Origin of the sequence: Ferrimonas marina, from assembly GCF_900129905.1 — a bacterium.
GTDB lineage: Bacteria > Pseudomonadota > Gammaproteobacteria > Enterobacterales > Shewanellaceae > Ferrimonas > Ferrimonas marina.
This window is the reverse complement of the sequence record NZ_FQXG01000013.1, coordinates 1-25,125: the sequence shown is the minus strand read 5'-3', so window position 1 is coordinate 25,125 and position 25,125 is coordinate 1. Positions and strand designations below refer to the sequence as shown.

Sequence of the window (25,125 nt, the reverse complement as noted above, 5' to 3'; positions counted from 1 at the left end):
GTCTAATAACTGAAACGGCCTGGAACTAGAAGCGGCTGACAGCTAGAAGCGGCCTACCAGCGCCAGGCCGATGGCCACCCCGCTCTCGTCGGAATCGAAGTCGGTGCCCAGGCTGCTGTTGAGCGCCACGTGGCGGCTGAACTGCCACCAGTAGCCGGTGCGCACCCGGTAGTCGAAGTCCTCGATACCATCGTGATAGTGCACCGCGGCGCCAAGATACCAGGAGCGGTTGAAGTACCAGTCAGCCCGACCATGGTAAACGTTCACTGACTCCTTCCAGCCATCCAGCCAGTCCGGCAGGTAGATGTGACTGCTGTGGCTTTGGTGGCGGTAATCCAGCGACCAGTCGAGGCCACTGTCACCCTGGTAGCGCCAGAAGTGACGCCAGTTCACCCCAAACTCATCCATGTCGTAGCTATAGCCACTGCCATCTTGTTCCGTGTTCTCATAGCTGAGGCTAAGCAGGCCGGTGTCCAGCCAGTAATAGCCCAAGGTGACCCGGTAACGATCGTAATCAGTGGTTCTGGTGTTGCTGTGGGTGTAATCGAAGCTGCCCTGCCAATTGCTCGGGGTGTGATAAGTACCGCCCAGGGAGTAGGAGTCCACTTCCGAATCGAAGGTGAAGTAGGCGGCTCGCAACGAAGAGCGGGGGGTAAGAAAATCCGCCAGCGCGTAGGGTCCGGTAACATCCACCGGGATAAAATAGTACTGGTAGCTGGCTTGCCAGAAGCCATCACCGAAGTCACTGGTACGGGTACCCAGGCTAAGATCCGCCTGGTGTTGAAAGCTGCCCTGGGCCATCACTGGCGTGGTCAGCATCAAGGGAGCCAGCGCCACAAGGGCACGGCCAAGAGGGGTCTGCATCCTGCATCTCCTTAGATCCACAATTCACCAGGGCCTCCTGCCCATGGCACTGGGCACATTACAAAAACACACCAGTGAATTCAATGCGTTAAACCATGAATCGAATTTCTTTGCAGACAGGCGGCAGGGTGGGTGTCGGCTTGGGCGCATGCCGCTTGGGTCACTGTCCCCGAGGGGGCGGGCAGTAAAAAGGGGCTGATCGACGATTGATGCAAGGTGGGCAAACACGCGCCAGATCACACAATGGCAAGGTACGGGAAAAATCCCTTACTTCAGGCCCTCACCCTGCCAGAGCAAGCGGCAAAAGCAAGGGCGCAGATCACGTCATAAGCATCGAGTTGGGCGATGGTTGTAATCTTATCAATCTGATTTTCCTCAGCCTTACCGCAGATTATTCTCCCCACAAATCTTAGGGAGATGACCTCGATGAAAATGCAAACCCTGGCCATTGTGGCCGCTGGCCTGATGGCCACCACCGTTCAAGCTGAGCCGATCCAGATCATTGAACCGGCCGTAATCACCGAGCCGGAGAAGGTAGAGCTGGGCAAAAAGCTGTTCTTCGAACCGCGCCTGTCCAAATCTGGCTTCCTGTCCTGCAACAGCTGCCACAACCTGAGCCTGGGTGGCGTTGACGCCCTGCCGACCTCCATCGGTCACAACTGGCAGGAAGGCCCGATCAACTCCCCCACCGTACTGAACGCCAAATACATGCTGGCCCAGTTCTGGGATGGCCGTGCTGCAGACCTGAAAGAGCAGGCTGCTGGCCCGATCGAAAACCCGAAAGAGATGGCCCTGCCCCACGATGTGGCGCTGGAAGTGCTGCGCACCATTCCGGCCTACCAGGATGAGTTCGCTGCCGTTTTCGGCGACCAAGGCATCACCATGGACACCGTGACCGACGCCATCGCTGCGTTTGAAGAGACCCTGGTAACCCCCAACAGCCGTTTCGACCAGTACCTGGCCGGCGACAAGAACGCCATCACCGAGGTAGAGCTGGAAGGCTACGAGCTGTTCAAAGCCAACGCCTGTAGCGCCTGTCACAACGGCCCGGCCGTAGGCGGTACCTCCTTCCAGAAGATGGGTCTGGTTAAGGAATACATCACCGACAACCCGGAGCTGGGTCGCTACAACGTGACCGGCAAGGAAAGCGACAAGAACGTGTTCAAGGTACCGACCCTGCGTAACATCGAGCTGACCTACCCCTACTTCCACGACGGTTCCGTCTGGGATCTGACCGAAGCGGTTAAGGTGATGCAAGAGGTTCAGCTGGGCCTGCCGCTGTCCGACGAAGAGGCTGAGAAGATTGCCATCTTCCTCAAGACCCTGACCGGTGACCAGCCGCAGATCACCCTGCCGATCCTGCCGCCGTCCAACCCGAACACCCCGCGTCCGGCGCCGTTCAAGTAAGCCTGACGTTCGGAAACCTTCGAGTGAGCAAAAAAAAAGCGCCCTGTCGGGCGCTTTTCTTATTGTTGCGGTTTACTCAAGGGGATGCCCCGACGCAGGGTGCTCCACAGTGCATGGTCCAGCGGTTGTGGCGACACCGCGCCATACAACAGAGCACCGCTATCGCCGCTCACCGGGGTCAGCTCCAGGTAAAGCCGCTGCGGCTGACCGGTGACAAAGGGTTCCACCCAGTCAAGCCGGGCCAGGTAGCCTCCCAGCACCGGATCCAGGGTCAGTGTCACCGACTCGGCCGGGCAGGCAAAGGCGTTATCCTCCGCCACGGTTTGACACAACCCCAGGTAATAGGCCAGCAGCATCGCCTCCAGCTCATCGGCGGTCAGCGGCTCCCGTCGCTCAAACTGGAACACGAACAGGTAGCTGAAGAAATCCTCCGCCTCCGGCTCGTACATGCCCGGGGCGAAGCGCAGCTCCTCGATGCCGCGCTGGGCCATCTGGGGGGCAAACTCCGGTGGCAGCAGAATGCGCTCGCCGCGCCACTGGGCCGGCCGGGTAAGCAGCACCAGGTCGTCTCCTACACTGGTGGGCGGATCCACCAGGGCACCCACCTCATCCTCGGGTTCCGCTGCCATCACGGCGCCTTGCAGCAGCGCTGCCGCCGCCAGCGCAAATACTGAGATCATTGCGACTATCCTTTGCCTATCGTTTTGGGTCTGTTTGAAATTTAGCCTAGCGGCTCCTTTAAAGCTCAATGCCATAGAGTGAGTCAAAAAATCAAGGCATTTAGCCGGTTAAGCTTGCCTAGCGACCGCTAAGAACCTAAAATCGCCGCGGAATTTCTATTAGGAAACCCTTTATGGACCCCGTTCCCAGTCCCAGGTGGGATATAAAAACGACGAAAAATCAACGAATCAGTCCGGTTCGCAGAGTCCATACCTGATAGGGATCGCCTCCCTGCTGCTCTGCCACCGGATCCCGGAGGTGGAGTATGCAAAAAGAGCAACTTTTTGCCACCCTGAGCGAAGCGCTCGCTGCCAACGACAAACGCGCCGTCCGTGCGGAGTTGGAACAGATGCACGCTGCCGACTTTGCGTTGGCGGTCAACGAATTTAATGCCCCCCTGGCAGCCAAGCTGCTGGATCTCTTGTCCCTGCCGGATCACGCCGAGGTGTTCCCCTACCTGGTTCCCCAGATGCAGGCCGACATCGCCGCCCAGATGCCTCGCAACGAGCTGGCGGCCCTGTTCTCCCAGATGGAATCCGATGAGCGCGCGGATCTGTTTAACCAGCTGAGCAAAGAGCAACAGCAGTCCCTGCTGCCGGGCCTGGCCCAGGCCGAGCGGGAGGACGTTCGCCGTCTGGCCAGCTACCCGGAGAAAACCGCCGGCGCCCAGATGAGCAGCGACTACGCCACCTTGCGCAGTCACTGGACCGTGCGCAAGGCACTGCAACGGCTGCGGCTGGAAGCCCCGGACAAGGAAACCATCTACCAGACCTACGTCATCGACGGCGACCGTCACCTGGTGGGCACCATCTCGCTGCGTGAATTGATCCTCAGCAACCCGGAATCCCTGGTGGCGGACATCATGCTGACCGAAGTGGTGTTTGTCCGGGTGGACGAGGACCAGGAAGACGTGGCTGAGAAGATCCGCCACTACGACCTGTTGGCGCTGCCGGTGCTGGACAGCGCCGAGCGGCTGGTGGGGATCGTGACCTACGATGACGCCATGGACGCCGTGGTGGAAGAGGCCACCGAGGATGCCCACAAGAGTGCGTCCGTTGCCGCCCTGGAGGCGCCAATGGCCACCGTCAGCTCCTGGGAGCTGTATCGCAAGCGGGTTGGCTGGCTGGTGCTGCTGGTGTTCGGCGCCCTGCTCTCCGGTGCCGGTATCGCCCACTTTGAAGAGATCATCGAGTCCAACGTCGCCCTGGTGTTCTTTATGCCCCTGTTGGTAGGTGCGGGCGGTAACGCCGGCTCCCAGTCCGCCGCCCTGATGGTGCGGGCCCTGGCCACAGGTGAGGTGGAGATGAAGGACTGGGTCAAGGTACTGGGGCGTGAGATCTTCGTCGCCGGTGCACTGGGCCTGACCATGGCCTTTGCCGTGTTTGGCCTGGGCCTGTTCCGCGGCGGACCGGACATCGCCATCACCGTCGCCGCCGCCATGGTCTGCGTGGTACTGGCCGGCTCACTGATCGGCCTGTGTCTCCCCTTTATCCTGTCCCGCATCAATATGGACCCGGCCACCGCTTCCGGTCCGCTGGTCACCACCATCGTCGATGCCATCGGCGTGGTGATCTACCTGGGCTTCGCCACCGTGGTGCTGGGCCTGACACTGTGACAAGACAAAGGCGCCGCAAGGCGCCTTTGTTGTTGATGGCCGCAGGCTGAGTGCAACTTACGGATTGATCTGCTGGCGCTCCTGCTGCTGGCGACGCAGATCGTTTTGCACCTCTTCCTCGACCCGCTCTGCATCCCGCTCGCACACCTTGAAGGCGTCCTCCCAGCCCTGCCGATAGTCGGAGTCGTTATCGAACTGCATCTGGTCACGGCGCATATGGTCAAACTCACCGCCCGCGACCCGGCGGCCGCTATGACAGCCGTCGTCGTAGCCCTGGGCATAGCTGACGCTGAAGCCGCTCTCCCGCAATCGGTCCTGATCGCTGGCACAACCGGCCAGCAGGCAGACCAACAGGATCCCTAACCCTCTCATTGCACTCTCCCACTTACTCTGACTTAGCCAAGTGTAGAGTGCCTGCCGCCATCACGACGGCTCAGGGCTTGCTCAATACGGTGTAGCCGCGGTGGCGCAGGCAGTTGTTGAGCACCAGGGTCTTATCGCGATTGGCCCGGGAAGCCCCGCGTACAATCCCGGCCAGCCCTCCGACCAGGGCACCGGACAGCGAGCCGGCCACGGCACCGGCCGTCCCCTCTTCCAGGGCCATCTCACCACCAAAATCCAGTGCCGTCAGAGCTGCCTCGTTGCCCGCACTCACTCGCACGGCCTCGGCCTTGTCGACCTGCTCGGCAATGTCGCGACAGGCCAGCAGGTCCTGCTGATACTGCTGCTCAGTTCCCGCCTCCAGGTCAACCCGGGGATTGGCGTTATAGGCACAGCCGGACAGGCACAGGGGGAGACAGAGTAGGATTTTTTTCATCTTGTTATTGGTATCACTGGAGGGTGGCTGACACTCTACCTCAGCGACACTGTCAGGGTGTGACAGCCCACAAAAAAACGCTGCCAGGGCAGCGTTTTTTTCAAAGATTAAGGCGCGTGCCTTAGTCGCGGTAGTCGTACACGGTGTAGCCGCGCTCGGACAGACACTTGCGCAGCACATAGGCTTGCTGGCCGGTGGCCTCGGTGGCCCCACCGGCGGCACCGAACAGGCCGCCGAACAGACCGCCAGCTGCAGCGCCGACCACGGCACCGCTGCCGCCGTCCTCGATGGCACCAACAATGGCGCCACCGGCTGCACCGGCCACACCGGAGTTGACCGCACCCACGCGGGCGGCTTCGCCCTTATCCACCGATTCGGCGTAGTGCTGACAGCGAGCGAAATCCTGCTCATATTGGGCCATGTCGACGCCATCCAGATCGACCACGGGTTTTTGGTTATAGGCACAGCCTGCCATCAGCAGCAGGGCGGCCATCAGAGCGGGAGTTCGCATCATAGAGACTCTTTTATTAAGGGAGTTTTGCTGCGGCGAGGATACCCGCGCGCGACCAATAAACCCACAGAAAAAGCCGAAAAATGCGGCCTTTTTCACCCATTTACATTTCTTTGTGAAAGTCTTACACGCTCAGTTCAAGCTGCGCTCAGGTTTGCAGGTCATAAACCCGGTAACCCTTATCCGACAAGCAGCGACGCAGCACCAGGGCCTGCTGCTCGGTGGCCATGTTGGCGCCCTCCGCCGCCCCCAGCACCGAGCCCAATAACCCGCCCACCAGGACGCCGACACCGGCGCCACCAAAGCCATCCTCCAGGGCACCGTAGAGTGCGCCGGTGCTGCCCCAGGTCGCAGCGCCGTTGAGCGCCGCCACCCTGGCAGACTCGCCCTTATCCACCGACTCGGCAAAGCCCTGGCAGTAGGTCACATCCTGCTGGTAGCGGGCGCTATCCACACCGGACAGATCCACCACCGGTTTCTGGTTGTAGGCACAGCCGCTGGCTGCCAAGGCGATCAGACAAACAAGGGTTCGCATTGCACACTCCTGTGTTCCGTCTCCGGGGCGCCACAACGGCACCGGACATGATAAGGGGGACGGAATGCAGCCTCGCCCGTGCAGAAAGTGTACAAAAAAAGACCACTTACGTGGTCTTTTTTCTTCAGCTAGCAATGCACCGGCTTACTCAATCGGCGCGCCCAGCGGCCGCTGCGGCTTGGCCAGCACGCTGCGCTCGTCCACATCCACCTTGTCGATCAACACCGTGATGCGATCCGCTACCTGCAGTGCCGGCTCGTCATCGAGCAGGGCCTGGCCCTTGTCCGCCTGGATCACCATCCGGCCCTTCTCGGCACAGAGGCTGCTGGCGGGGATAAAGGCCACGGCACCGTTGGCCTGCAAGCGCACCCGGGCACCACCGCGGTTGAGATCGATGATCTCCGCGTCATAGGCCTGTTCGCTGCCCGCCTGGGGCGCCAGGTAGCGGGCATAGAGCCAATCGCCAACGTGACGCTCGCACATGCGGTGCAGCTTGCGCATCTTGGCCAGTTGCTCCAGCAGCGGCTCATCGACGTTCTGGCTCGGTTCGCCCTGCTGGATCATCGCCTTGAGCAGGCGGTGGTTGACCATGTCGGAATACTTACGGATCGGCGAGGTCCAGGTGGCGTAACCCATCAGGCCCATACCGAAGTGGGGCTGCGGGGTCGCTGCCATCTCGGAGAACGCCTGCATCCGACGGATACGGGCATCCAGGTAGCCGGTCTCCTGGCGGTCCAGGTCGCGGCGCAGCTCGCAGTAACCTTCCAGGGTGGCCAGGCGCTCGGCGTCGTAGTTAAGACCGTGCTCTGCCAGCATCTCCACCGCCGGGGCGATGCGGTCCGGCTCCAGGCCGGCGTGGGCATTGAAGATCCCCTGGCCCAGGGTGGCACCCAGCCGCTCAGCACAGGCGGCGTTGGCCAGGATCATGCACTCCTCAACGATGCGATTGCCGGTACGGCGGTGATCGGCGTGGATCGCCAGCACGTTACCCTGGTCATCCACCTCGAAGCGGAAATCCGGGCGGTCCGGGAACACCAGTGCGTGCTCATGGCGCCAGGCAGTACGGGCATTGGCCAGGGCATGCAGCAGGTCAACCTGCTCGGCGATAACCGGGCTATCCGGCTGCCAGGCACCCTCGCCCCCTTCCAGTCGATCCGACACCTTGTCGTAGGCCAGCTTGCCTTGGGAGCGGATGGTAGCGAGGAAGAACTCGGCACTGCCCTGCTGAGCGCCATCGGCGCCGATCTGGATCTCGGCACAGAGGGTGGGACGGTCCTCCCCCTCCACCAGCGAGCACAGCTCGTCTGCTAGCTGGCGCGGCAGCATCGGGACGTTAAAGCCCGGCAGGTATTGGGTGTAGGCCCGCTTCAATGCCTCTTGGTCGACCGCATCGCCCGGGTGGACGTAGGCGGTGGGATCGGCGATGGCCACGGTCAGGGTCCAGCCGCCATCGCGGGCCTGGATGTGCAGGGCATCGTCCATATCCTTGGTGGACTCGGCATCGATGGTGACAAAGGGCAGCGCAGTCAGGTCACGGCGCTCGGCCGCGTCGTCCAGCTGCCAGCCAGCCGGGTCTTCCGGCTCCACCTTGGCCAGGTCGTGCTTGGCCAGGATCACCCACCAGGGCACATGGGGGTCGTCGGTCTTGGCCACCAGCTGGCTGATCTCAGCCAGGAAGGTGTTATCCCCCTCACGCAGCGGATGGCGCTTGAGGTGGGCCACCACGTAATCGCCATCCTGCAGTGACTCCTCGTCCACGGTCTTTTTGCAGCGGGCGCGGATGGCATCCTTCATCAGCGGGTGGTCCGGCACCAGGTTGAGGCGGCCCTTGAAGCGCTTGATGCGGGCGACGAAGCGATCCAGCGCCGGCTCCAGCAGCTGCTCCGGCTCCGCCGCGGTCTTGTCATTCTCGGTGCGCAGCACAGCGCTGACCCGATCCCCATGGACCACCTTCTTCATCATCGGCGGTGGCACGAAGTGGCTCTCGCCCTTGTCGGTTTCGATAAAGCCAAAGCCCCGGCCGGTGGCTTTGATGGTGCCCTCAACAGTGGGCAGGGTTTCGCGGATCTGAGCTTTCAGTTGCTGCAGCAGCGGATTGTCTTGGAACATCCGAAATTTACCCTTGGTTACGGGACAATAATGCCAATTAGATTAAGCGCTTCATCTTTCAATCTGAGGACTCAAACGCACAATGCAATGGACATAATAATGGCCGCCCCCCAAGGGGGCGGCCATAAAAGCGGCAATTGTACGGGAATCGTGGCCTGGGGCCAACCGCCTTCAGCCAGGCTGGCGCAGGCTGCGATCCTGGGTGTTGTAGAGGAAGCAGAGATAGACCCAGCCCGCCGGTGGCACCGTGGCCAGCATCGCCCCCCAGACCAGCCCTAATACGGGGTGGTCCAGCTTGCGAAAGCAGAGGTAACCAATCAGGGCCAGGGTAACAACCACCAAGGTCAGGTAGACGGTGCTGAGCATGGGACGCTCCTTATTATTGTTGTGGGGAACACGGACAACACTGCGCCCCCTAACCTTACCCAGTTTGGCCAACCGGCTCGGTTCGACTTTGGTCCAGTTGCCCCCTCGCCACCCCACGGGCAGGGCAAACAAAAAGGCAGCCTTGCGGCTGCCTTGGTTGGGTAAAAAAACCCTCAGTTGACCTGATGGCGGGGCGTGCCGGACTGGAACGCCGCCAGGTTGCCGATGGCGATGTTAAGCAGGTTTTGCCGAGCCTCCAGGGTCGCCCAGGAGTTGTGCGGCGAGATGCTGCAGTTGGGCGCCGCCAGCAGCGGGTTATCGGCGCTGGGTGGCTCGCTGGAGAGCACGTCGAGGCCGGCGCCGGCAATCACCCCATCACGCAGGGCCGCGGCCAGATCCGCTTCCTGGATCAGGCCACCACGGGCGGTGTTGAGCAAGAAAGCAGAGGGCTTCATGGTGCGCAGCAATGCGGCATTGACGAAGCCCTGGTTGGCCTCGGTCTGCGGACAGTGCAGGCTGACTACGTCCGACTCGGCGAACAGCGCCGACTGGGACACCCAGCGATAGCCTGTCGGCAGATCGGTGCGCTCGCGACGGGTGTGCACCAACACCGACATGCCAAAGCCGTGGGCGATGCGCGCCACCGCCTGACCGATGTCACCGAAGCCCACCACCCCCAGGGTTTTGCCCGCCAGGGCGGTCAAGGGGCTGTGCCAGAAACAGAAATCCGGGCTTTCACTCCACTGGCCGGCCTTCACCGCCGCGTCGTGCTGCGCCAGGCGGCTGGTGTGGTGCAGCAGGTGGGCAAAGGCCATCTGCGCCACCGACTCAGGGCCATAGCCCGGCACATTGGTGACCACGATGCCGCGGCGCGCCGCGGCGGCCAGGTCGACCACGTTGACGCCGGTGGCCAACACCCCGATGTAGCGCAACTTGGGCAACTGGGCCAAGGTGGTCTCGTCCAGCACCACCTTGTTAGTGAGGACGAACTCCGCCTCTTGCGCCCGCTCCACCACCTGCTCCGGTAGCGTCCGTTGATGCACCTGCAGCGCCCCCAGCGCCGCCAGCGGTTGCCAGTCCAGATCACCGGGGTTTAACGGGACCCCGTCCAACACGACGATTCGTTGCATACTGCTTCCTGCTTAAAACCAGATCCGAAAGCCCAGTGCGTAGTTCAGTTCCAGATCGCCATTGTCACCGAAGGTGGCGGTGGGAACCGCCTCACCGAACAGCTCGGCAATGCCCGCACGGGCGGAGAGGCCTACCTTACCACGCAGACCCACCTGGGTGCCGTTGCTGTCTTCCACCTGGCCACCCAGGCCAAAATAGAGATTGGGGAACTCGCGGGTGCTAAAGCGGCGATCCAGGCTGAGGGAGAACTTATCAATGCCGACACCGACGTCCCAGCGGTTGACCCCCAGGCTGACCCCCTCCTGGCTTCCCAACTGGTAGCCCAGACCCAGCTCCGCGTGGGCAGGGGTAACAACGGCAGGCAGGGTCAGGGCAGCCACCAGGGCAAGTATCTTCTTCATGCAAACTCCAGCATCAGGGCCGCGCACGCGGCAATAAGGGCAGTGTTAGGAAAACGGACGATGAGCGGACAAACTTGATTGGCTTGCACCGGTGGATGGGCCTCAGAAATGCAGCCGCATCCCCAGGGCATAATCGAAGTGGAACTTGCCGTTGCTGCCAAAGGTGACGTTGGGCACCAGCTCACCGAAGAACTCCACCGCGTCGACCCGGGTGCTCAAGCCCACCTTGGTGCGCAGGCCCACTCGCTGGCCGCTGAACTCCGACAGCGAGCCGCCCAGGCCGAAGTAGAGATTGGGGTGCACGTCGGTATGAAAGCGACGGTCCACGTTCACCTTGAAGTGCTCGACGGCAATGCCCATGTCCCAGTGGTGGTAACCCACGGCCACGCCGGAGTCGCTGCCCAGCATCACACCCAGCGACGCACCGTCCAGGCTTTGTGCCTGTACCTGGGTGGCCAGCAGCAGCCCGGTCAGGGCGGTCAGAATACGTTTCATTGAGGTCTCCTACAGGTGAACCGAATTGGGTTCGGCATTGTAATGAGGGTTATGTCTGGTCTAAAGCCCCAAAGGAGCACTCTGTGAGGCTGAATGGATTTGAGCGACTGGTGGTGAACAATCCGGTCCGCGCCTGGCTACAACACCATTTCGAGACGCCGAGGCTGCTGGAGATGGGCGGACGCTGCGATGGCGAGCTGGCGCTGGAGATCGGCGGCGGCCAGGGCGAAGGGGCGCGGGTGATACAGCAGCGCTTCGGCGCTAGCGAGGTGGTGAGCGTCGATCTGGACCTGGCGATGAGCCAGCGAGCGCGCCAGCGCTGCGGCGAAACCCCGGGGCTGCACTTCATCCAGGCGGATTGTACCGCGCTGCCCTTACCGTCTCACTCGGTCGGTGCGCTGTTTGATTTTGGCGTGATCCATCATGTGCCGCAGTGGCAGGATGCGGTGGTGGAGCTGGACCGGATCGCCCGCCCCGGTGCCCGGCTTTATGCGATGGAGGTGTACCGGGCGCTGATCTGTCACCCACTGTGGCGGCGCGTACTGGAACACCCACAGCACAACCGCTTCTCCCACGACGAGTTCATCGAGGCGTGGCAGCAGCAGGGCTGGCAGCTGCTGGGGCAGCAGACCCTCACCCAGGGGATGGGCTGGGCCGTATTAGAAAAGCCGCGCTAAGCGCGGCTTTTTTTCTTCGTTAGGCACGGAGACAGCGGTCAGAACCGGATCATCAAGCCGGCGTTGGCCTGGCCCTGCAGCAGCGACTCGCCCTCCAGGCGGATCTTACAGCCCTCCTCACCACCACAGAAGATCTCATTGTTGTCGCTGAAGAAGGTGGCAAAGCCGCGAATGTCGGCGTAGACCGCCAGGTTCTTAAACAGCATGTAGCGTGCGCCCACGCCGAAGCCCATGGAGCCTCGAGTGTCGGAGGAGAGTTCATCCGGGTTGAAGTAGGTCACCCCGACACTGGCGGTGACGTAGGGCTCGAAGTTGCCCCGAGGGAAGAACAGCGAGCCCCCCAGGTGGTAGTAGTCCAGGGTCACACCCTGGCCACCCAGGCCGGCGTAGCTGCCGGACTCAAATTCGGTGCTTTGCCGGTTGACCAGCAGATAGACGTTGCCCGGGTGGTAGGTCTCCACCCCCAGCATCAGGCCGAACGACTCGGAACTGTCTACCTTCATCTCGCCGATCTTGACCCGGTCGTTGTCCTCCTCCGGCAAGCGATCGGTCACCGACAGGGTGCCACCGGTATTGAAGCCCGCCATTGGGGCGAAGAAGTAGGTACGATCCGCCTGGGCGGGGGCCGCCAACAGGGCACTGGCCATTACGGCCGCAACGGTCACGGTGTTGTTCATCGAGTTCCTATCCTCGGCTGGCCCGGAGTCGCTCCCAGGCGTTTTGAATGTCCTGACTCTTCTGCCGTGCCACGCTGGCCATCTCCGGTGGCAGCCCCTGGCTGGCCAGTTTGTCCGGATGATGCTGCGCCATCAATCGGCGATAAGCTCGTTTAATTGTACGCAAATCATCGGTTTCTGACACACCTAAGATCTCACAGGCGTCTTTGTCTGACATCCCCGCACGCTGACCGGCCCGCTCGCCGTGCCACATCCGGATGATCCGCGCCAGTTCCCCCTCATCAAACCCCAGCTCCTTGGCAATCAAGGTCAGCAGCTGGCGCTCCTTCACCGTCAACTCGCCATCCACCAGCGCCGCCTGTACCTGGATCTCCAGGAACATGCGGGCCAGATCCCGACGAAAACGCAGCCCGGAGGCCAGCAGACGCAACTGGGCCTGCAGCGGATAGTCGCTGGCCTTGCCCTGACGATAAGCCTGCTGTGCTGCGGTGCGAGCCCGCCCGGTAAGGCCGATCTGATCCATCAGCGCCGAGGCCAGGGCGATGTCCTGTTCGGTCACCCGGCCACTGCTCTTGGCCAGGTGGCCCATCACCGCAAAGGTGGTGTGAAAGAAGGGATTGGTACGGGGACGACGGTCGAACAGACGGTGGCCAAGGTAGGCCCCCAACAGGGCGCCAAACCATCGGCCCATCAAGAAGCCGATGCCGGCACCAATTAACTTACCCCAGATCCGCATTCAGTCGACTCTCCAACGCCTCTAATCGTGCCGGGGTGCCCACATCGCACCAGGGCACCGTAATCTTCTCGCCGCTAACCTTTTGCTGCGCCATCGCTGCGCGCAGCAGCGGCGCCAGGGCAAAGTGGCCAGGCCCGCAATCGGCGAACAGGGCCGGGTGGTAAACGCCAGCACCGGCAAAAGTCAGCTTGCCCGGCCCCTCGCTGGCCACCCGACCGCCCTGCAGGGCGAAGTCGCCATCGGGGTTGTGCTCCGGGTTGGCCACCAACAACAAGTGGGCCAGATCTCCCGAAGCCAGCGCCGGCAGCGCGTCCCAGGGGTAGGGACAGTGGATGTCGCCATTGATCACCAAAAAGGGCTCCGACCCCAGCAGCGGCAGTGCTCGCTGGATGCCACCGCCGGTCTCCAGCGCCTGGCCCTGCTCGTCGCTGTAGTGCAGCTTCAGGCCCCAACGAGCGCCGTCGCCCAGGGTCGCCGGTAGTTGCGCACCCAGCCAGGCGTGGTTGATCACCACCTCGCTGACCCCCGCCCTGGCCAACGCCTCCAGGTGGTACTGGATCAGGGGCTTGCCCGCTACCGGCAGCAGCGGCTTGGGGGTATGGTCGGTGAGCGGACGCATCCGCTCACCCCGGCCAGCGGCCAGGATCATCGCTTTCATTGGGCTTGCTCCATTCGCGGCTGCACCTCCGCCGCCAGCCACTGGGCCAGCTCGCGGGTCTCCTCATGACGCTGACCCACCTCCACCAGGTAGTTGAACACCCGGGGCAGATCCGCCAGGTAACCGGACTTGCCATCGCGATGATGCAGTCGGGCGAAGATCCCGGCGGCCTTGAGATGACGCTGCATCCCCATCAGATCAAACCAGCGCTGGTACAAATCCAGGGAGACCTCCGGCGCCAGCAGCCCCTCAGTCTTGAGGGCCTGCCAGTGGGCCTTGAGCAGGGTGCTGACCTCCGCCTCCGGCAGCACCCGGTAGCAGTCCCGCAGCAGCGATACCGCGTCGTAGGTGATGGGGCCCAACAGCGCCCCCTGGTAATCGATCAGCGCCAGCTGGTCGTCCTGCACCATCAGGTTGCGGCTGTGGAAGTCGCGGTGGATCCCCACCTGGGGCTGCGACAGGGCGTTGTCGATCAACAGCTCACAGCTGCGTTGCCAGAGAGCCAGCTCCTTTTCACTGAGGGTCAGGCCAGCATGGTGCTGCAGCAGCCATTCGGGAAAGATCGCCAGCTCCCGGGTTAGCAGTGCCCGGTCATAGTCCGGTAGCGGGCCCAGCTCCGTCCCGGTGATCCGGGCAATGGCCGGCAGCAGCGCCATCGCTTGGCGGTACCAGGGCAGCGGCTCGGGCCCCACCAGGCGACGATAGAGATGCTCGTCCCCCAGATCCTGCAGGGCCAGGTAGCCCCGCTCCAGGTCCTGCGCCAGCAGCGCAGGCACCGGCAGGCCCTGGGCCTGGTAGGCCTGGGTGATCGCGACGAAGGGGCGGCAATCCTCCTGGGGCGGCGGCGCGTCCATTGCCACCTCGCTCTGGCCATCGCGCCAATAGCGGAAATAGCGGCGAAAACTGGCGTCGGCAAAGATCGCCTCAGGGTCAGTGATCCCCTGCCCTCGATGCTGCTTGAGCCAGAGGCTTAACTCACGCTGTCTGGGGTCCATACTGGCCGGTCTCCCAATGGTCGAATCCTGAAATTTGCTTTATCATACCAAGGTTTTGCTGCCCAAATTGAACCCCTCGCGGTGAATGCGGGTCTGAGCCGATAGAATCCCGTTTTGGGTGCCCTTGAATGAAAAGGGCTAATAAAGTTTTTACATTTTAGGGACATAATGCGCTTTCCCCTCACCCTAGCTGTCTGTGTGACCTCCTCGGCCGTGTGGGCCGACTCGGCCCCACAGGACCAATGCCTGGTCAAGATCCCTGATCAGGTTCGCGTTTCCGAGCAACCGCTCGATGAAACCGATCCGGCCATCCGTGTTCAGGCCGACCGCAGCGACGCCCAGACCGACGCCGCACGCTTCGAGGGTAATGTGCGCCTGACCCAGGGTGCCCGCCGGATCCGTACCGAGAGTGCCGAGGTCCGCCAGCTGGAGGGCACCTTCTCCGCCACCGGTGGCCTGGTCTACGAAGACCCCAGCGTGGTGATCAGCGCCGACTCCCTGAATGCCGACGTGGATGATAACCAGGCCCGGTTGGATAAAGCCCAGTACTGGCTCAACGGCCAGCAAGTACACGGCACCGCCGAGTCGCTGCAGATCGACGGCGAAGACAGCCTGCTGCTGACCGGCGCCACCTTTACCACCTGCCCCCAGGACGACCCGGATTGGCTGCTGGAGGCCAAGACCATCGCCATCGACGCCGAGGAGGAGTGGGGCCAGATCTGGAACGCCAAGGTCAAGATCTTCGATGTGCCGGTGTTCTACGTGCCCTATATGACGGTGCCCGTCTCCGATAAGCGCAAGACCGGCTTCCTGTTTCCCAACATCAGCACCAGCTCCAAAAACGGCATCGACCTCGCCGCGCCGTTCTACTGGAACATCGCACCAAACTACGACATGACCCTGACCACCCAGTACATGAGTGCCCGGGGCCTGTTCCTGCAAACCGAGGGGCGCTACCTGCAGGACTGGGGCGCGGGTCGAGTCAACCTGGAGTACATCGGTTCCGACCGCCTGGTGGATGACGCACCGGAGCGCTGGCTGCTGCACTTCGATCACGGCGGCAAGCTGGACGAAAACTGGCGCCTGTACGGCAACTACACCAAGGTCAGCGACGACAACTACTTCAACGATTTCAGCTCCTCGGTGCAGGCCTCCACCGATAACCAGATCAGCCGGGAGGGCGAGGCGTCCTACTACACCGACAACTGGAACGCCGCCATCCGGGTGCAGGACATCGAGGTGCTCGGCGACAGCGAGAAGCCGTTCCAGGTGATGCCCAGCCTCAGCCTGAACTACCACCAGCCGGATCTGTATGGCCCGGTGGATTTTGCCTTCAGCACCGAGCTGACCCACTTTGCCCACAAGCGCGATAATCACCTGACCGCCACCCGCTGGCACGTTGAACCGACCCTGACCCTGCCCTACCAGGCACCGGCGGGCAGCCTCACCTCCGAGCTGAAGCTGATGCAGACCTTCTATGAGCAGCGTGATCCCAACGATCAGCTGGAGGACTTTGTCAGCCGGACCCTGCCCCAGTTCCGCCTGCACGGTCAGGTCAACCTGGAGCGGGACATGACCTATCGCGGCGACCGCTACCTGCAGGTGCTGGAGCCCCAGTTCCAGTACCTCTATATCCCCTACGAGGACCAGTCCGACATCGGCCTGTACGACACTGCGCTGCTGCAGGAAGACTACTACGGCCTGTTCCGGGATCGCCGCTACTCGGGGCTGGATCGGATCTCCGATGCCAACCAGCTGACCCTGGGTCTGGCCACCCGCTTCCTCGACGATGGCAACCGCGAGCGGGCCCAGATCTCTCTGGGTCAGATCTTCTTCTTCAGCGATCCCCGGGTCACCCTGGGCGAGGAGGAGACGATGAACCGCTCCAACTCGGCCCTGGCGGCGGATCTGCAGCTGCAAGCATCGGATCACTGGTTCCTGCGCGGCGGCATCCAGTTCGACACCGAGAGCGGCCACACCAACAAGAGCGAGCTGCTGCTGGATTACCGCCTCAGTGACAACCGCCTGTTGCAGTTCTCCCACCGCTACGTGCCGGATCTGGGCACCGACGTGGAGGGCAACAGCATTGACATCAACCAGGCCGGGGTGCGGGCCAGCTGGCCGCTCACCGACGAGATCTACTTCGTCGGCAACTGGTATTACGACCTCAACCTGGATCGCTCGGTGGAGAACTACGCAGGCGTTCAGTACGAGTCCTGCTGCTGGGCCATCCGCCTGGCCTACCACCGCCACCTCAACACCAATTACGATGACGTGGACTTCACCACCATCAACCCACGGGATGACTTCGACAGCGGCGTCTCCCTCAAGTTTGTGCTCAAGGGCCTCGGCTCCACCGGTCCGCTGGGCGTCACCGACATGCTCAATGAAGGCCTGTTTAACTACCGCAAGCCCTATTACTTGCGGAACTGACCAGAACGACTGTGATAAAGTGGCGCAATGCGACCGATTAATCATTGGCCGACGTTTTTGCCAGGATGGATAAAAGCAATGAAACTTCGTAACACCTTATTGGGCGCCCTGATGCTGGTGCCGATGGCCACCCTAGCGGCCCCCACCGTACTGGACCAGGTTTCTGTGCTGGTCAACGATGGCGTGATCCTGGAAAGCGAGATCGCCGAACGGGAAGAGATGGTACGCCGCAATGCCCTGCAAGCCGGTCAACAACTGCCCTCCGCCTCCGCCCTGCGCACCCAGGTGATCGACCGCCTGATCGCCGAGAACCTGCAGCTGCAGATGGCCGATCGCATGGGCCTGGTGATCAGTGATATCCAGCTGGACCAGACCCTGGAGAACATGGCCGCCGAGCAGGGCCTGAGCCTGCAGCAGATGCGTGACGAGGTAGAGAACCAGGGCGCCAGCTACGCCAGCTACCGCGAGGAGATCCGCAAGGAGATCACCATCGGTCAGGTGCAGCGGATCCAGATGCAGCGCCGCATCCAGATCTCCCCCCAGGAGATCGACACCCTGGTGGGTCTGATCCAGGAGCAGGGGCTGCAGAACGCCGAGTTCCACATCGGCCACATCCTCATTGACGTCGCCGGTGACGAGACCGCAGCGCGGGAGCGGGCCGACAAGGTGCTGGAGCTGCTCAACGACGGCAACGACTTCCGCCAGACCGCACTGGCCGCCTCTTCCGGCCCCAAGGCGCTGGAAGGCGGTGACTGGGGCTTTATGAACGTCAACGAGATGCCCACCCTGTTTGCCGAGGTAATGACCGACGCCAAAACCGGCGATATCATCGGCCCGATCAAAAGCGGCGCCGGCTTCCACATCATCACCGTGTTCGAATCCCGCGGTGTCGAGGTGCAGGAGGTGCAAGAGGTCAACTCCCGCCACATCCTGCTGCAGCCCTCCCCCATCCTCAGTGAAGACATGGCCCAGCAGCTGCTGGAAGAGTTCATGGCCGACGTCGAGGCGGGCAACGCCGACTTCGCCGAGCTGGCGCGCCAGCACTCCGATGACCCGGGCTCCGCGGTGCGCGGTGGTGAGTTGGGTTGGGCCGATCCCAACATGTACGTGCCGGCCTTCCGTGACACCCTGGGCCGTCTGAACGAGGGCGAGTACTCCGAGCCCTTCCGCTCCAGCCACGGCTGGCACGTGGTACAGCTGATGGAGCGTCGCACCACCGACGCCACCGACAGCTTCAACAACGACCGTGCATACCAGCTGATCTACCGCCGTAAGTTCGGCGAGCAGGTGAACGCCTGGCAGGATGAGATGCGCGCCGCCGCCTACATCGAGGTGATCGAGCGAGACGATCGTCGGAGCCGTCGCTAACATGACCCGTCGTATCGCCATCACCCCTGGAGAGCCCGCCGGGGTCGGCCCCGATCTGGTGGTGCAGCTGGCCCAACAGGCCTGGCCGGTGGAGCTGGTGGTGTGCGCCGATCCCGATCTGCTGCTGCAGCGGGCCAAGCTGCTGCATCTGCCGCTGCACCTGCGCCCCTACCAGCCCGGTCAACCCGCCCAGCCCCAGGAGGCGGGCAGCCTGACCATCGCCCCCACCCGCCTGGCGGAGCCGGCGGTGGCCGGCACCCTCAACGAGGCCAACAGCGCTTACGTGGTGGAGACCCTGCGCTTTGCCAGTGAGCACAACCTGGCCGGCGAGTTCGATGCCGTGGTCACAGGCCCGGTGCACAAGGGGATCATCAACCAGGCCGGTGTGCCCTTCTCCGGCCACACCGAGTTTTTTGCCCAGCAGGCCGGCTGCCAGGACGTGGTGATGCTGCTGGCCACCGAGGGGCTGCAGGTGGCGCTGGTCACCACCCATATCCCCCTGGCCTACGTGGCCAAGGCGATCACCCCGGATCGACTGGATCGGATCATCCGCATCCTCCACAGCGATCTGCAAAGCAAGTTTGGGCTGGCTCAGCCCCATATCCTGGTGTGTGGCCTCAACCCCCACGCCGGCGAGGGCGGCCACCTGGGCCGGGAAGAGATCGAGGTGATCGAACCCACCCTGGCGGCACTGCGTGAGGAGGGGATGAACCTGACCGGTCCACTGCCCGCCGACACGCTGTTTCAGGACAAGTACCTGGCCAACGCCGATGCGGTGCTGGCGATGTACCATGACCAAGGATTACCGGTGCTAAAATACAAGGGGTTTGGCAAGTCATTGAATATCACGCTTGGCCTGCCCTTTATCCGTACTTCCGTCGATCATGGCACTGCGCTGGATCTGGCTGGCACCGGCCAGGCAGACGCAGGCAGTTTCCACGTCGCCCTGAACAAAGCCATTGAGCTTGCGAACAACCAGAATTCATGAGTAACAACATCCATATGGGCCACCGCGCCCGCAAACGTTTTGGTCAGAACTTCCTCCATGACCACAACGTGATCGACCGCATTGTCGCCGCCATCGCCCCGGACGATGACCACGTTCTGGTGGAGATCGGCCCGGGCCTGGGCGCCCTGACCGAGCCAGTGGCCGAGCAGGTCGAGCACCTCAACGTGGTGGAGCTGGATCGGGACCTGGCCGAACGCCTGCGCCATCAGCCACGCTGGGGCCGCAAGTTGACCATTCATGAAGGGGACGCGCTCAAGTTCGATTTCAATCAGCTGGCCGAGCCGGGTCGACGGATGAAGGTGTTTGGCAATCTGCCCTACAACATCTCCACCCCGCTGATGTTCCACCTGTTTGAAACCGTCGACAGCGTCGAGTCGATGCACTTCATGCTGCAAAAAGAGGTGGTACAGCGCCTCTGTGCCGGCCCGGGTCACAAGAACTATGGCCGCCTCACCGTGATGGCGCAGTACTACTGCAAGTGTCTGCCGGTGCTGGAGGTACCGCCCGGTTGCTTCACCCCGCCGCCCAAGGTCGACTCCGCCGTGGTGCGCCTGGTGCCCCACCTCGAAAAGCCCCATCCGGCGGACGATGTCGCCACCCTGGAGCGGGTAGTCGCCAGCGCCTTTGCCATGCGCCGCAAAACCCTGCGCAACAACTTCAAGGGCCAGATCAACGACGCCGAGTTCGAGCAGTTGGGGATCGATCCCAGCCTGCGTCCGGAGCGCATCACCGTGGCCCAGTACGTAGCCATGGCCAACCTGGTGGCCCGTCGTGGCTAACGACCCGACTGCGCTGTCGCCACTTCATATCGAGGTGGCGACCCAGTATGCGCCGGAGCACTCCGAGCCGGCCAAAGGGGTCTATCTCTTCCTCTACACCATCACCCTGCGCAACCATGGCGACGATACCCTCAAGCTGGAGCGGCGCCACTGGTTTATCACCGACGGCAACGGCGAGCGCAGCGAGGTGGAGGGCCCCGGCGTGGTCGGGGAAACCCCCACCCTCTCCCCCGGCACCCAATATCGCTACACCAGCTCAGTGACACTGCCGACGCCGGTCGGTACCATGCAGGGATTCTACACCTTAAGCTGCAACGGCCAGGAAGTGCGGGCCCCCATCGCCCCCTTCTCATTGAGCCAACCCGGCACACTACACTGAAAGCTATGTCGAACTACTTTGTCGGCGACGTTCAGGGCTGCTACGCCGAACTCGCCCGCCTGCTGGACCGGGTCCAGTTTGATCCCAGCCGAGACCGGCTCTGGAGCTGCGGCGACCTGGTGGCCCGGGGCCCCGACTCCCTCAAGGTATTGCGCCTGTTCCGCCAGCTCGGTGACGCCGCCCGGGTGGTGCTGGGCAACCACGATCTGCACCTGATGGCGGTGGCAGCAGGACTCAAACGGGCCAAGCCCAAGGATCGCCAGCAGCCGCTACTCGATGCCCCGGACCTGGCGGAGCTGATCCACTGGCTGCGTCAGCAACCCCTGCTGCGCCACCTGCCGGAGCACCAGTTGCTGCTCAGCCATGCCGGCCTGCCGCCGCACTGGGGCTTGAACACCGCGCTTAAGCGGGCCGAGGCGGTCAGCAAGACCCTCAAGCGGGACGACTACCTCGATTTCATCGGCACCATGTATGGCGAGAAGCCCGATGCGGACGAGCCAACCCTGAGCAAGCGGGATCAGCAGATCTACACCGTCAATGCCCTGACCCGGATGCGCTTCCTCTACCCGGACGGTCGACTGGATTTTGCCTGCAAAAGCGGACCCGGCGACGCCACTGAGCTACGCCCCTGGTTCGAGTACCCCAAGCACAAGCTGCTGAAGAAGAACACCCTGGTGTTTGGCCACTGGGCCGCCCTGGAGGGGCACAGCAGCCACCCTAACGCCATCGCCCTGGACACCGGCTGTTGCTGGGGCGGCAGCCTCACCTTCTGGCGGCTGGAGGATCGGCAGCGCATCGAGCAGCCGGCCCTGGAGCTCAGTTACAGTTAATCCGATTCAATTCCCCCTTGGTAAAGGCCGTTCTTTTCTTGGTAACATGGCTGAAAACTATTAGAAATACTTAGGGAGAGGGTATGAGAATCACGGTGGCGCTAAGGATTATCGCCGGATTCACTCTGGTGACGCTGCTGTTGCTGTTGCTGGGGGGAATGTCGCTGTGGAGCATGAATCGGGTGGGTGAACAGACCCGCAGCTTCCAGCAATTTACACTGCCGGCCAAGGACGGAGCCAGCGCCCTGGAGCGCGGCCTGGCGGCACAGCAACTGACCCTGCTGGCCAGCTACCATAGCCAGTCCCCGGCAGAGCAAGGCCAGCACACCAGCAGCGCCGCCCGTCAACACGACGAGATGCAGGCTCAGCTCGATCTCCTTACCCCCCTGCTGGCCAGCCAGCCCCAGTCTCAAGCCATCCTTGAACAATTCCAACAGCAATACCAGCGCTATCAGCAGGCCAGCGATCAGCTTCACCGTGCCCGTCAGTCCGCGCTGCAACAGCAGGTGGCGCTACAGCAGCAGCTGGGCCAGCTGGAGGATTTGGTGGATGACAGCAGCTCCATCCTGCTGGACGTGATGGACCTGGAGTTCTCCGACAACGCCCAGGATCAGCAGATGGCCGGTCAGGCCAACATGCTGGATACCGATCTCAACGGCCTGTTCGCTCTGTCCCTGGAGCTGCCGCTGCAGGACAGCCTGGAGCGGGTCGACACCCTGCAGGGTGAGCTGGCTTACCTGATCAGCAGCTCCGCCCTGTTGACCCAGGACCTGCTGGAGCAGAACGCCCAAACCGGCGGCCAGGTGCTGTCCGGCAACACCCTCAATGAGCTCACCGGCTACCTCGGCCAAATCCGCGAGCACTTCCACACCGAGACCGGGCTGACCGCACTGCAGCGCCAGCAGGTGGAGGCGCAGCAACAGGCCAGCGCCGCCCGGGATCAGGCCCAGGCCCTGTGGCAGCAGCTGCAACAGAGCCTGGATGGGCTGCAGGCGCAGGTGCTGACGGTGAGCAACCAGGCCGCAGCAGCAGCAGAGAGCGCCATCAGCGACAGCCGTGTCCGCACCCTGCTGGTGATGCTGCTCTCCATCGTCGCCGCCAGCCTGATCGGCTTTGTCACCATCCGCGCCATCACCCGGCCGCTGAACCAGGTCAACAACGCCCTGTCGGTGCTGGCCCAGGGCGACCTGACCGAGCAGCTGAGCTACCCACATCGCGACGAGTTTGGCCGCCTGGTGGGCAACACCAATAAGCTGGTGAACAGCCTGCAGGGGCTGGTCAAGGCGATCATGGATCGCTCCAATCAGCTGGCCACGGCGGCGGAGGAGACCTCCGCCATCACCGCCCAGACAACCTCCGGGATCCAGGAGCAGCGCAGCCAGGTGGAGCAGGTTGCCAGTGCCACTACCGAGCTGTCCGCTTCCGCCACCCAGGTGGCGACCCGTGCCAACGACACCCTGGGTGAGATCAAGCTGGCCGACGACGAGGCCCAGCAGGTTCGTCAGCTGTCGGTGGAGAACGGTGAGACCATCCAGGCTTTGGCCCGGGAAGTGGAGCAGGCCAGCAGCGTGATCCACAAGCTGCATGCCGACAGCGCCGCCATCGGTGGCATCCTCGACGTGATCCGGGGCATCGCCGATCAGACCAACCTGCTGGCGCTCAACGCCGCCATCGAGGCCGCCCGGGCCGGTGAACAGGGTCGTGGCTTTGCCGTGGTGGCGGATGAGGTGCGCTCGCTCGCCTCCCGCACCCAGGACTCCACCACTGAGATCCAGGAGATGATCGAGGTGCTGCAGCAGGGAGCACAGCAGGCCGTATCCGTGATGGAGCAGGGTCAGCAGCAGGCCCAGCAGAGCGTGGCCAAGACCGAAGAGGCCAGCCGCATGCTGGAGTCCATCGCCCAGGCGGTGGAGCGGGTCTACAGTGCCGGCAACCAGATCTCCCAGGCGGCCCGCGAACAGGACCAGGTGTCGCAGAACATCTCCGAGCGTCTCGACCAGATCGCCGGCATTGCCGAGGAGACCAGCACTGGCGCTATCCAGACCGCCTCCTCCAGCCAGCAGGTGGCCCAGCTGGCCGAGGAGCTGCAAGGCGAGGTTCGCCGCTTCCGGGTGTGATCACCCGGCAACAAAAAAAGCGCCGCAGATGCGGCGCTTTTTTATTGGGACAGGTGAAGCCTCAGCTGGCGGTACGCTCGCCGATCTCCTGCACGATCTGGCTGCCACCATGGCCGTTGCTCTCGGCCCATTGCAGTACAGTGGCGCCGTCGCTCTCCGGCTCAGTCAGGGTCCGCTTGGGCACCTGCTTGGCAATGAACACCCCCACGTCCTGGGCATCCTTGATCATCGCCAGACGCAGCAGGCTGACCCCCTCACACTGCACATTGTCATAGATGTTGCGCAGCTTCAGGCGGTGATCCTTCAGCTTGCGACGCAGCCGGTTCTTATCATCGGAGGCCACGTAATCACAGACGCTGGCAGCCAGCTGGTCCAGGTTGGCATGGCTTGCGGGGCTGTACCCCAGGCTGGCGATCCCCACTCCGATGGCGACGGCAGCTACAGTAAGACGCATAGTTTTTCCCTCAACGACACTCTTATTGATTTTGTTAGCCTGAATATAAGGCGTTCATTATGCTGCATTAATGTAACACAAAATCAAACTTTGTCGCCCAGGGGTTTAGCATCGCTCCAGGGTCAGGAAGGTCATCTCATGGGGATTGGCCTCGTCCGCCGGACGCACCTCCCTCGACAGCTCTCGCCACGGCTGATCCGCGTATTCCGGGAAGCGGGTATCCCCCTCCACCGTCAGCGCCACCTCGGTCAGGTAAAGACGCTTGGCCCGGGGCAGCATCGCCTGGTAGAGCTGGCCACCACCGATGATCATCAACTCCTCCACCTCGCCCGCTGCGGTCAACGCCGCTTCGATGTCGGCCACCACGGTTACCCCCTCCGGGGCGTAGCCGCTCTGACGGCTGATCACGATGTTATGCCGCCCCGGCAGCGGCCGTCCGATGGACTCATAGGTCTTGCGCCCCATCACCACCGGCTTGCCCAGGGTCACCGCTTTAAAGTGCTTCAGATCCGCCGGCAGGTGCCAGGGCATCTGGTTGTCCCGACCGATCACCCGGTCCCTTGCCATGCAGGCGATCATTGCAATGTGCACGCACACTCTCCTTCGTCATAGGCAAAAAATAAGGCGCCCCTCAGGGCGCCTTACTCTCTCATATTTCAACGGCTCAAGGCGAGACCATCACTTCTGGTAGACCACTTCCACGTCGTAGTCGTCCAGTCTCACTGTTACGTAAATTATGAGAGTTGTTGGGTGAATTGCGAATAAAAACACTACCTTAGTGTTATTTCTCATTATCCCCGAACATTTCCACAATTCCTGTGAATAACCGAGCGTATCGAGCGCCACTTTTCACACTCGGCCTTTGTCCTGCAGCGGGACAACCTTCGTGTTATCACGCGCATTCAGCTCCAACTGGAGCTCGTGACAGCGAAACAGCAGAGCGTTCTCACGCTTTACCACGTCATCAGCCAATGCCTGGAAACTGTCCCGCTGTTCACGGTAGTCGCGCTTCAGTTCTGCCTGCTTGTCACGCTCAGCCCTG

At 62.5% G+C, this 25,125-nt stretch carries 28 protein-coding genes; 10 read left to right on the top strand and 18 right to left on the bottom strand.

Annotation, left to right across the window (positions count from 1 at the left end; all coding sequences use genetic code 11):
- Nucleotides 1–42: 42 nt before the first annotated feature.
- Entirely contained in the window at nt 43–864 is an 822-nt protein-coding gene (locus tag BUC04_RS22410) for a putative porin (protein WP_067665341.1), read from the bottom strand.
- Nucleotides 865–1,296: 432 nt separating this feature from the next.
- Between BUC04_RS22410 and BUC04_RS22405 the strand changes: the two genes are divergently transcribed.
- The gene (locus BUC04_RS22405) at nt 1,297–2,271 is read left to right on the top strand and encodes a cytochrome-c peroxidase (protein WP_073326165.1); all 975 of its coding nucleotides are present in this window, start codon (nt 1,297–1,299) and stop codon (nt 2,269–2,271) included.
- Nucleotides 2,272–2,330: 59 nt separating this feature from the next.
- Here BUC04_RS22405 and BUC04_RS22400 read toward each other — a convergent pair whose 3' ends face one another.
- A complete protein-coding gene (locus BUC04_RS22400) occupies nt 2,331–2,951 on the bottom strand; it encodes a hypothetical protein (protein WP_067665335.1) in 621 nt (206 codons plus the stop codon).
- 305 nt (nt 2,952–3,256) lie between these two features.
- On the opposite strand from BUC04_RS22400, the gene mgtE reads away from it, so the two are divergent.
- Nucleotides 3,257–4,606 carry a magnesium transporter gene (gene mgtE, locus BUC04_RS22395; protein ID WP_067665332.1) on the top strand — a complete coding sequence of 450 codons (1,350 nt, stop codon included), beginning with the start codon at nt 3,257–3,259 and terminating at the stop codon, nt 4,604–4,606.
- Nucleotides 4,607–4,663: 57 nt separating this feature from the next.
- On the opposite strand, the gene BUC04_RS22390 is transcribed toward mgtE, so the two are convergent.
- From BUC04_RS22390 to BUC04_RS22350, 9 genes are all read right to left on the bottom strand, one after another.
- Entirely contained in the window at nt 4,664–4,978 is a 315-nt protein-coding gene (locus BUC04_RS22390) for a hypothetical protein (protein ID WP_143165847.1), read from the bottom strand.
- A gap of 61 nt (nt 4,979–5,039) precedes the next feature.
- On the bottom strand, nt 5,040–5,423 hold the full coding sequence (locus tag BUC04_RS22385; protein WP_067665326.1) for a hypothetical protein: 384 nt from the start codon (nt 5,421–5,423) through the stop codon (nt 5,040–5,042).
- 121 nt (nt 5,424–5,544) lie between these two features.
- Complete coding sequence (locus BUC04_RS22380; protein ID WP_067665323.1) at nt 5,545–5,937, bottom strand: hypothetical protein; 393 nt, start codon at nt 5,935–5,937, stop codon at nt 5,545–5,547.
- Between the two features lie 145 nt (nt 5,938–6,082).
- Entirely contained in the window at nt 6,083–6,469 is a 387-nt protein-coding gene (locus tag BUC04_RS22375; RefSeq protein WP_067665320.1) for a hypothetical protein, read from the bottom strand.
- A 144-nt stretch (nt 6,470–6,613) separates the two neighbouring features.
- Entirely contained in the window at nt 6,614–8,578 is a 1,965-nt protein-coding gene (locus BUC04_RS22370; protein ID WP_067665317.1) for an exoribonuclease II, read from the bottom strand.
- A 171-nt stretch (nt 8,579–8,749) separates the two neighbouring features.
- Nucleotides 8,750–8,944: a hypothetical protein gene (locus BUC04_RS22365; protein ID WP_067665314.1), complete on the bottom strand. Its 195-nt coding sequence runs from the start codon at nt 8,942–8,944 to the stop codon at nt 8,750–8,752.
- Between the two features lie 173 nt (nt 8,945–9,117).
- Nucleotides 9,118–10,074 (bottom strand): D-2-hydroxyacid dehydrogenase, encoded by a 957-nt coding sequence (locus tag BUC04_RS22360; protein ID WP_067665311.1) that lies wholly within the window; start codon nt 10,072–10,074, stop codon nt 9,118–9,120.
- 12 nt (nt 10,075–10,086) lie between these two features.
- A complete protein-coding gene (locus BUC04_RS22355) occupies nt 10,087–10,476 on the bottom strand; it encodes a hypothetical protein (RefSeq protein WP_067665308.1) in 390 nt (129 codons plus the stop codon).
- 102 nt (nt 10,477–10,578) lie between these two features.
- The gene (locus BUC04_RS22350; protein ID WP_067665305.1) at nt 10,579–10,971 is read right to left on the bottom strand and encodes a hypothetical protein; all 393 of its coding nucleotides are present in this window, start codon (nt 10,969–10,971) and stop codon (nt 10,579–10,581) included.
- Nucleotides 10,972–11,054: 83 nt separating this feature from the next.
- On the opposite strand from BUC04_RS22350, the gene BUC04_RS22345 reads away from it, so the two are divergent.
- A complete protein-coding gene (locus BUC04_RS22345; RefSeq protein WP_067665301.1) occupies nt 11,055–11,648 on the top strand; it encodes a class I SAM-dependent methyltransferase in 594 nt (197 codons plus the stop codon).
- Nucleotides 11,649–11,686: 38 nt separating this feature from the next.
- On the opposite strand, the gene BUC04_RS22340 is transcribed toward BUC04_RS22345, so the two are convergent.
- Genes BUC04_RS22340 through BUC04_RS22325 form a run of 4 tightly spaced genes read right to left on the bottom strand, consistent with a single transcriptional unit; the run spans nt 11,687 to nt 14,714 of the window.
- Nucleotides 11,687–12,325, bottom strand: coding sequence for an outer membrane beta-barrel protein (locus BUC04_RS22340; protein WP_067665298.1), 639 nt, complete (start codon nt 12,323–12,325; stop codon nt 11,687–11,689).
- Between the two features lie 7 nt (nt 12,326–12,332).
- Complete coding sequence (djlA, locus tag BUC04_RS22335; protein ID WP_067665296.1) at nt 12,333–13,061, bottom strand: co-chaperone DjlA; 729 nt, start codon at nt 13,059–13,061, stop codon at nt 12,333–12,335.
- Complete coding sequence (gene murU / locus BUC04_RS22330; protein WP_067665293.1) at nt 13,045–13,719, bottom strand: N-acetylmuramate alpha-1-phosphate uridylyltransferase MurU; 675 nt, start codon at nt 13,717–13,719, stop codon at nt 13,045–13,047. Before murU ends, djlA begins: the two co-directional genes overlap by 17 nt.
- Nucleotides 13,716–14,714, bottom strand: coding sequence for an aminoglycoside phosphotransferase family protein (locus BUC04_RS22325; RefSeq protein ID WP_067665290.1), 999 nt, complete (start codon nt 14,712–14,714; stop codon nt 13,716–13,718). Before BUC04_RS22325 ends, murU begins: the two co-directional genes overlap by 4 nt.
- Nucleotides 14,715–14,882: 168 nt before the next feature.
- On the opposite strand from BUC04_RS22325, the gene lptD reads away from it, so the two are divergent.
- From lptD to BUC04_RS22290, 7 genes are all read left to right on the top strand, one after another.
- Nucleotides 14,883–17,147 (top strand): LPS assembly protein LptD, encoded by a 2,265-nt coding sequence (lptD, locus tag BUC04_RS22320; RefSeq protein ID WP_067665288.1) that lies wholly within the window; start codon nt 14,883–14,885, stop codon nt 17,145–17,147.
- A gap of 78 nt (nt 17,148–17,225) precedes the next feature.
- Nucleotides 17,226–18,515: a peptidylprolyl isomerase SurA gene (gene surA / locus BUC04_RS22315; RefSeq protein WP_067665285.1), complete on the top strand. Its 1,290-nt coding sequence runs from the start codon at nt 17,226–17,228 to the stop codon at nt 18,513–18,515.
- A gap of 1 nt (nt 18,516) precedes the next feature.
- The gene (gene pdxA / locus BUC04_RS22310) at nt 18,517–19,503 is read left to right on the top strand and encodes a 4-hydroxythreonine-4-phosphate dehydrogenase PdxA (RefSeq protein WP_067665283.1); all 987 of its coding nucleotides are present in this window, start codon (nt 18,517–18,519) and stop codon (nt 19,501–19,503) included.
- Complete coding sequence (rsmA, locus tag BUC04_RS22305) at nt 19,500–20,303, top strand: 16S rRNA (adenine(1518)-N(6)/adenine(1519)-N(6))-dimethyltransferase RsmA (RefSeq protein WP_067665280.1); 804 nt, start codon at nt 19,500–19,502, stop codon at nt 20,301–20,303. Before pdxA ends, rsmA begins: the two co-directional genes overlap by 4 nt.
- Complete coding sequence (gene apaG / locus BUC04_RS22300) at nt 20,296–20,682, top strand: Co2+/Mg2+ efflux protein ApaG (RefSeq protein WP_067665277.1); 387 nt, start codon at nt 20,296–20,298, stop codon at nt 20,680–20,682. Before rsmA ends, apaG begins: the two co-directional genes overlap by 8 nt.
- Nucleotides 20,683–20,687: 5 nt before the next feature.
- Complete coding sequence (locus BUC04_RS22295; protein WP_067665273.1) at nt 20,688–21,512, top strand: symmetrical bis(5'-nucleosyl)-tetraphosphatase; 825 nt, start codon at nt 20,688–20,690, stop codon at nt 21,510–21,512.
- Nucleotides 21,513–21,595: 83 nt separating this feature from the next.
- Entirely contained in the window at nt 21,596–23,629 is a 2,034-nt protein-coding gene (locus BUC04_RS22290) for a methyl-accepting chemotaxis protein (protein WP_073326161.1), read from the top strand.
- A gap of 61 nt (nt 23,630–23,690) precedes the next feature.
- Here the strand turns inward: BUC04_RS22290 and BUC04_RS22285 are convergent, their stop codons facing one another.
- The 3 genes from BUC04_RS22285 to BUC04_RS24060 all read right to left on the bottom strand — a co-directional run.
- Nucleotides 23,691–24,083 (bottom strand): DUF3718 domain-containing protein, encoded by a 393-nt coding sequence (locus tag BUC04_RS22285; RefSeq protein WP_067665267.1) that lies wholly within the window; start codon nt 24,081–24,083, stop codon nt 23,691–23,693.
- 105 nt (nt 24,084–24,188) lie between these two features.
- A complete protein-coding gene (folA, locus tag BUC04_RS22280) occupies nt 24,189–24,674 on the bottom strand; it encodes a type 3 dihydrofolate reductase (RefSeq protein ID WP_067665264.1) in 486 nt (161 codons plus the stop codon).
- A gap of 258 nt (nt 24,675–24,932) precedes the next feature.
- A partial coding sequence (locus tag BUC04_RS24060; RefSeq protein WP_407643886.1) for a hypothetical protein occupies nt 24,933–25,125 on the bottom strand: 193 nt, incomplete at its 5' end.

Excerpts from the sequence above, each read along its gene's own strand:
- BUC04_RS22410 (WP_067665341.1), bottom strand. The coding sequence starts at position 864 with ATGCAGACCCCTCTTGGCCGTGCCCTTGTGGCGCTGGCTCCCTTGATG.
- BUC04_RS22405 (WP_073326165.1), top strand. The coding sequence starts at position 1,297 with ATGCAAACCCTGGCCATTGTGGCCGCTGGCCTGATGGCCACCACCGTT.
- BUC04_RS22400 (WP_067665335.1), bottom strand. The coding sequence starts at position 2,951 with ATGATCTCAGTATTTGCGCTGGCGGCGGCAGCGCTGCTGCAAGGCGCC.
- mgtE (WP_067665332.1), top strand. The coding sequence starts at position 3,257 with ATGCAAAAAGAGCAACTTTTTGCCACCCTGAGCGAAGCGCTCGCTGCC.
- BUC04_RS22390 (WP_143165847.1), bottom strand. The coding sequence starts at position 4,978 with ATGAGAGGGTTAGGGATCCTGTTGGTCTGCCTGCTGGCCGGTTGTGCC.
- BUC04_RS22385 (WP_067665326.1), bottom strand. The coding sequence starts at position 5,423 with ATGAAAAAAATCCTACTCTGTCTCCCCCTGTGCCTGTCCGGCTGTGCC.
- BUC04_RS22380 (WP_067665323.1), bottom strand. The coding sequence starts at position 5,937 with ATGATGCGAACTCCCGCTCTGATGGCCGCCCTGCTGCTGATGGCAGGC.
- BUC04_RS22375 (WP_067665320.1), bottom strand. The coding sequence starts at position 6,469 with ATGCGAACCCTTGTTTGTCTGATCGCCTTGGCAGCCAGCGGCTGTGCC.
- BUC04_RS22370 (WP_067665317.1), bottom strand. The coding sequence starts at position 8,578 with ATGTTCCAAGACAATCCGCTGCTGCAGCAACTGAAAGCTCAGATCCGC.
- BUC04_RS22365 (WP_067665314.1), bottom strand. The coding sequence starts at position 8,944 with ATGCTCAGCACCGTCTACCTGACCTTGGTGGTTGTTACCCTGGCCCTG.
- BUC04_RS22360 (WP_067665311.1), bottom strand. The coding sequence starts at position 10,074 with ATGCAACGAATCGTCGTGTTGGACGGGGTCCCGTTAAACCCCGGTGAT.
- BUC04_RS22355 (WP_067665308.1), bottom strand. The coding sequence starts at position 10,476 with ATGAAGAAGATACTTGCCCTGGTGGCTGCCCTGACCCTGCCTGCCGTT.
- BUC04_RS22350 (WP_067665305.1), bottom strand. The coding sequence starts at position 10,971 with ATGAAACGTATTCTGACCGCCCTGACCGGGCTGCTGCTGGCCACCCAG.
- BUC04_RS22340 (WP_067665298.1), bottom strand. The coding sequence starts at position 12,325 with ATGAACAACACCGTGACCGTTGCGGCCGTAATGGCCAGTGCCCTGTTG.
- djlA (WP_067665296.1), bottom strand. The coding sequence starts at position 13,061 with ATGCGGATCTGGGGTAAGTTAATTGGTGCCGGCATCGGCTTCTTGATG.
- murU (WP_067665293.1), bottom strand. The coding sequence starts at position 13,719 with ATGAAAGCGATGATCCTGGCCGCTGGCCGGGGTGAGCGGATGCGTCCG.
- BUC04_RS22325 (WP_067665290.1), bottom strand. The coding sequence starts at position 14,714 with ATGGACCCCAGACAGCGTGAGTTAAGCCTCTGGCTCAAGCAGCATCGA.
- lptD (WP_067665288.1), top strand. The coding sequence starts at position 14,883 with ATGCGCTTTCCCCTCACCCTAGCTGTCTGTGTGACCTCCTCGGCCGTG.
- surA (WP_067665285.1), top strand. The coding sequence starts at position 17,226 with ATGAAACTTCGTAACACCTTATTGGGCGCCCTGATGCTGGTGCCGATG.
- pdxA (WP_067665283.1), top strand. The coding sequence starts at position 18,517 with ATGACCCGTCGTATCGCCATCACCCCTGGAGAGCCCGCCGGGGTCGGC.
- rsmA (WP_067665280.1), top strand. The coding sequence starts at position 19,500 with ATGAGTAACAACATCCATATGGGCCACCGCGCCCGCAAACGTTTTGGT.
- BUC04_RS22295 (WP_067665273.1), top strand. The coding sequence starts at position 20,688 with ATGTCGAACTACTTTGTCGGCGACGTTCAGGGCTGCTACGCCGAACTC.
- BUC04_RS22290 (WP_073326161.1), top strand. The coding sequence starts at position 21,596 with ATGAGAATCACGGTGGCGCTAAGGATTATCGCCGGATTCACTCTGGTG.
- BUC04_RS22285 (WP_067665267.1), bottom strand. The coding sequence starts at position 24,083 with ATGCGTCTTACTGTAGCTGCCGTCGCCATCGGAGTGGGGATCGCCAGC.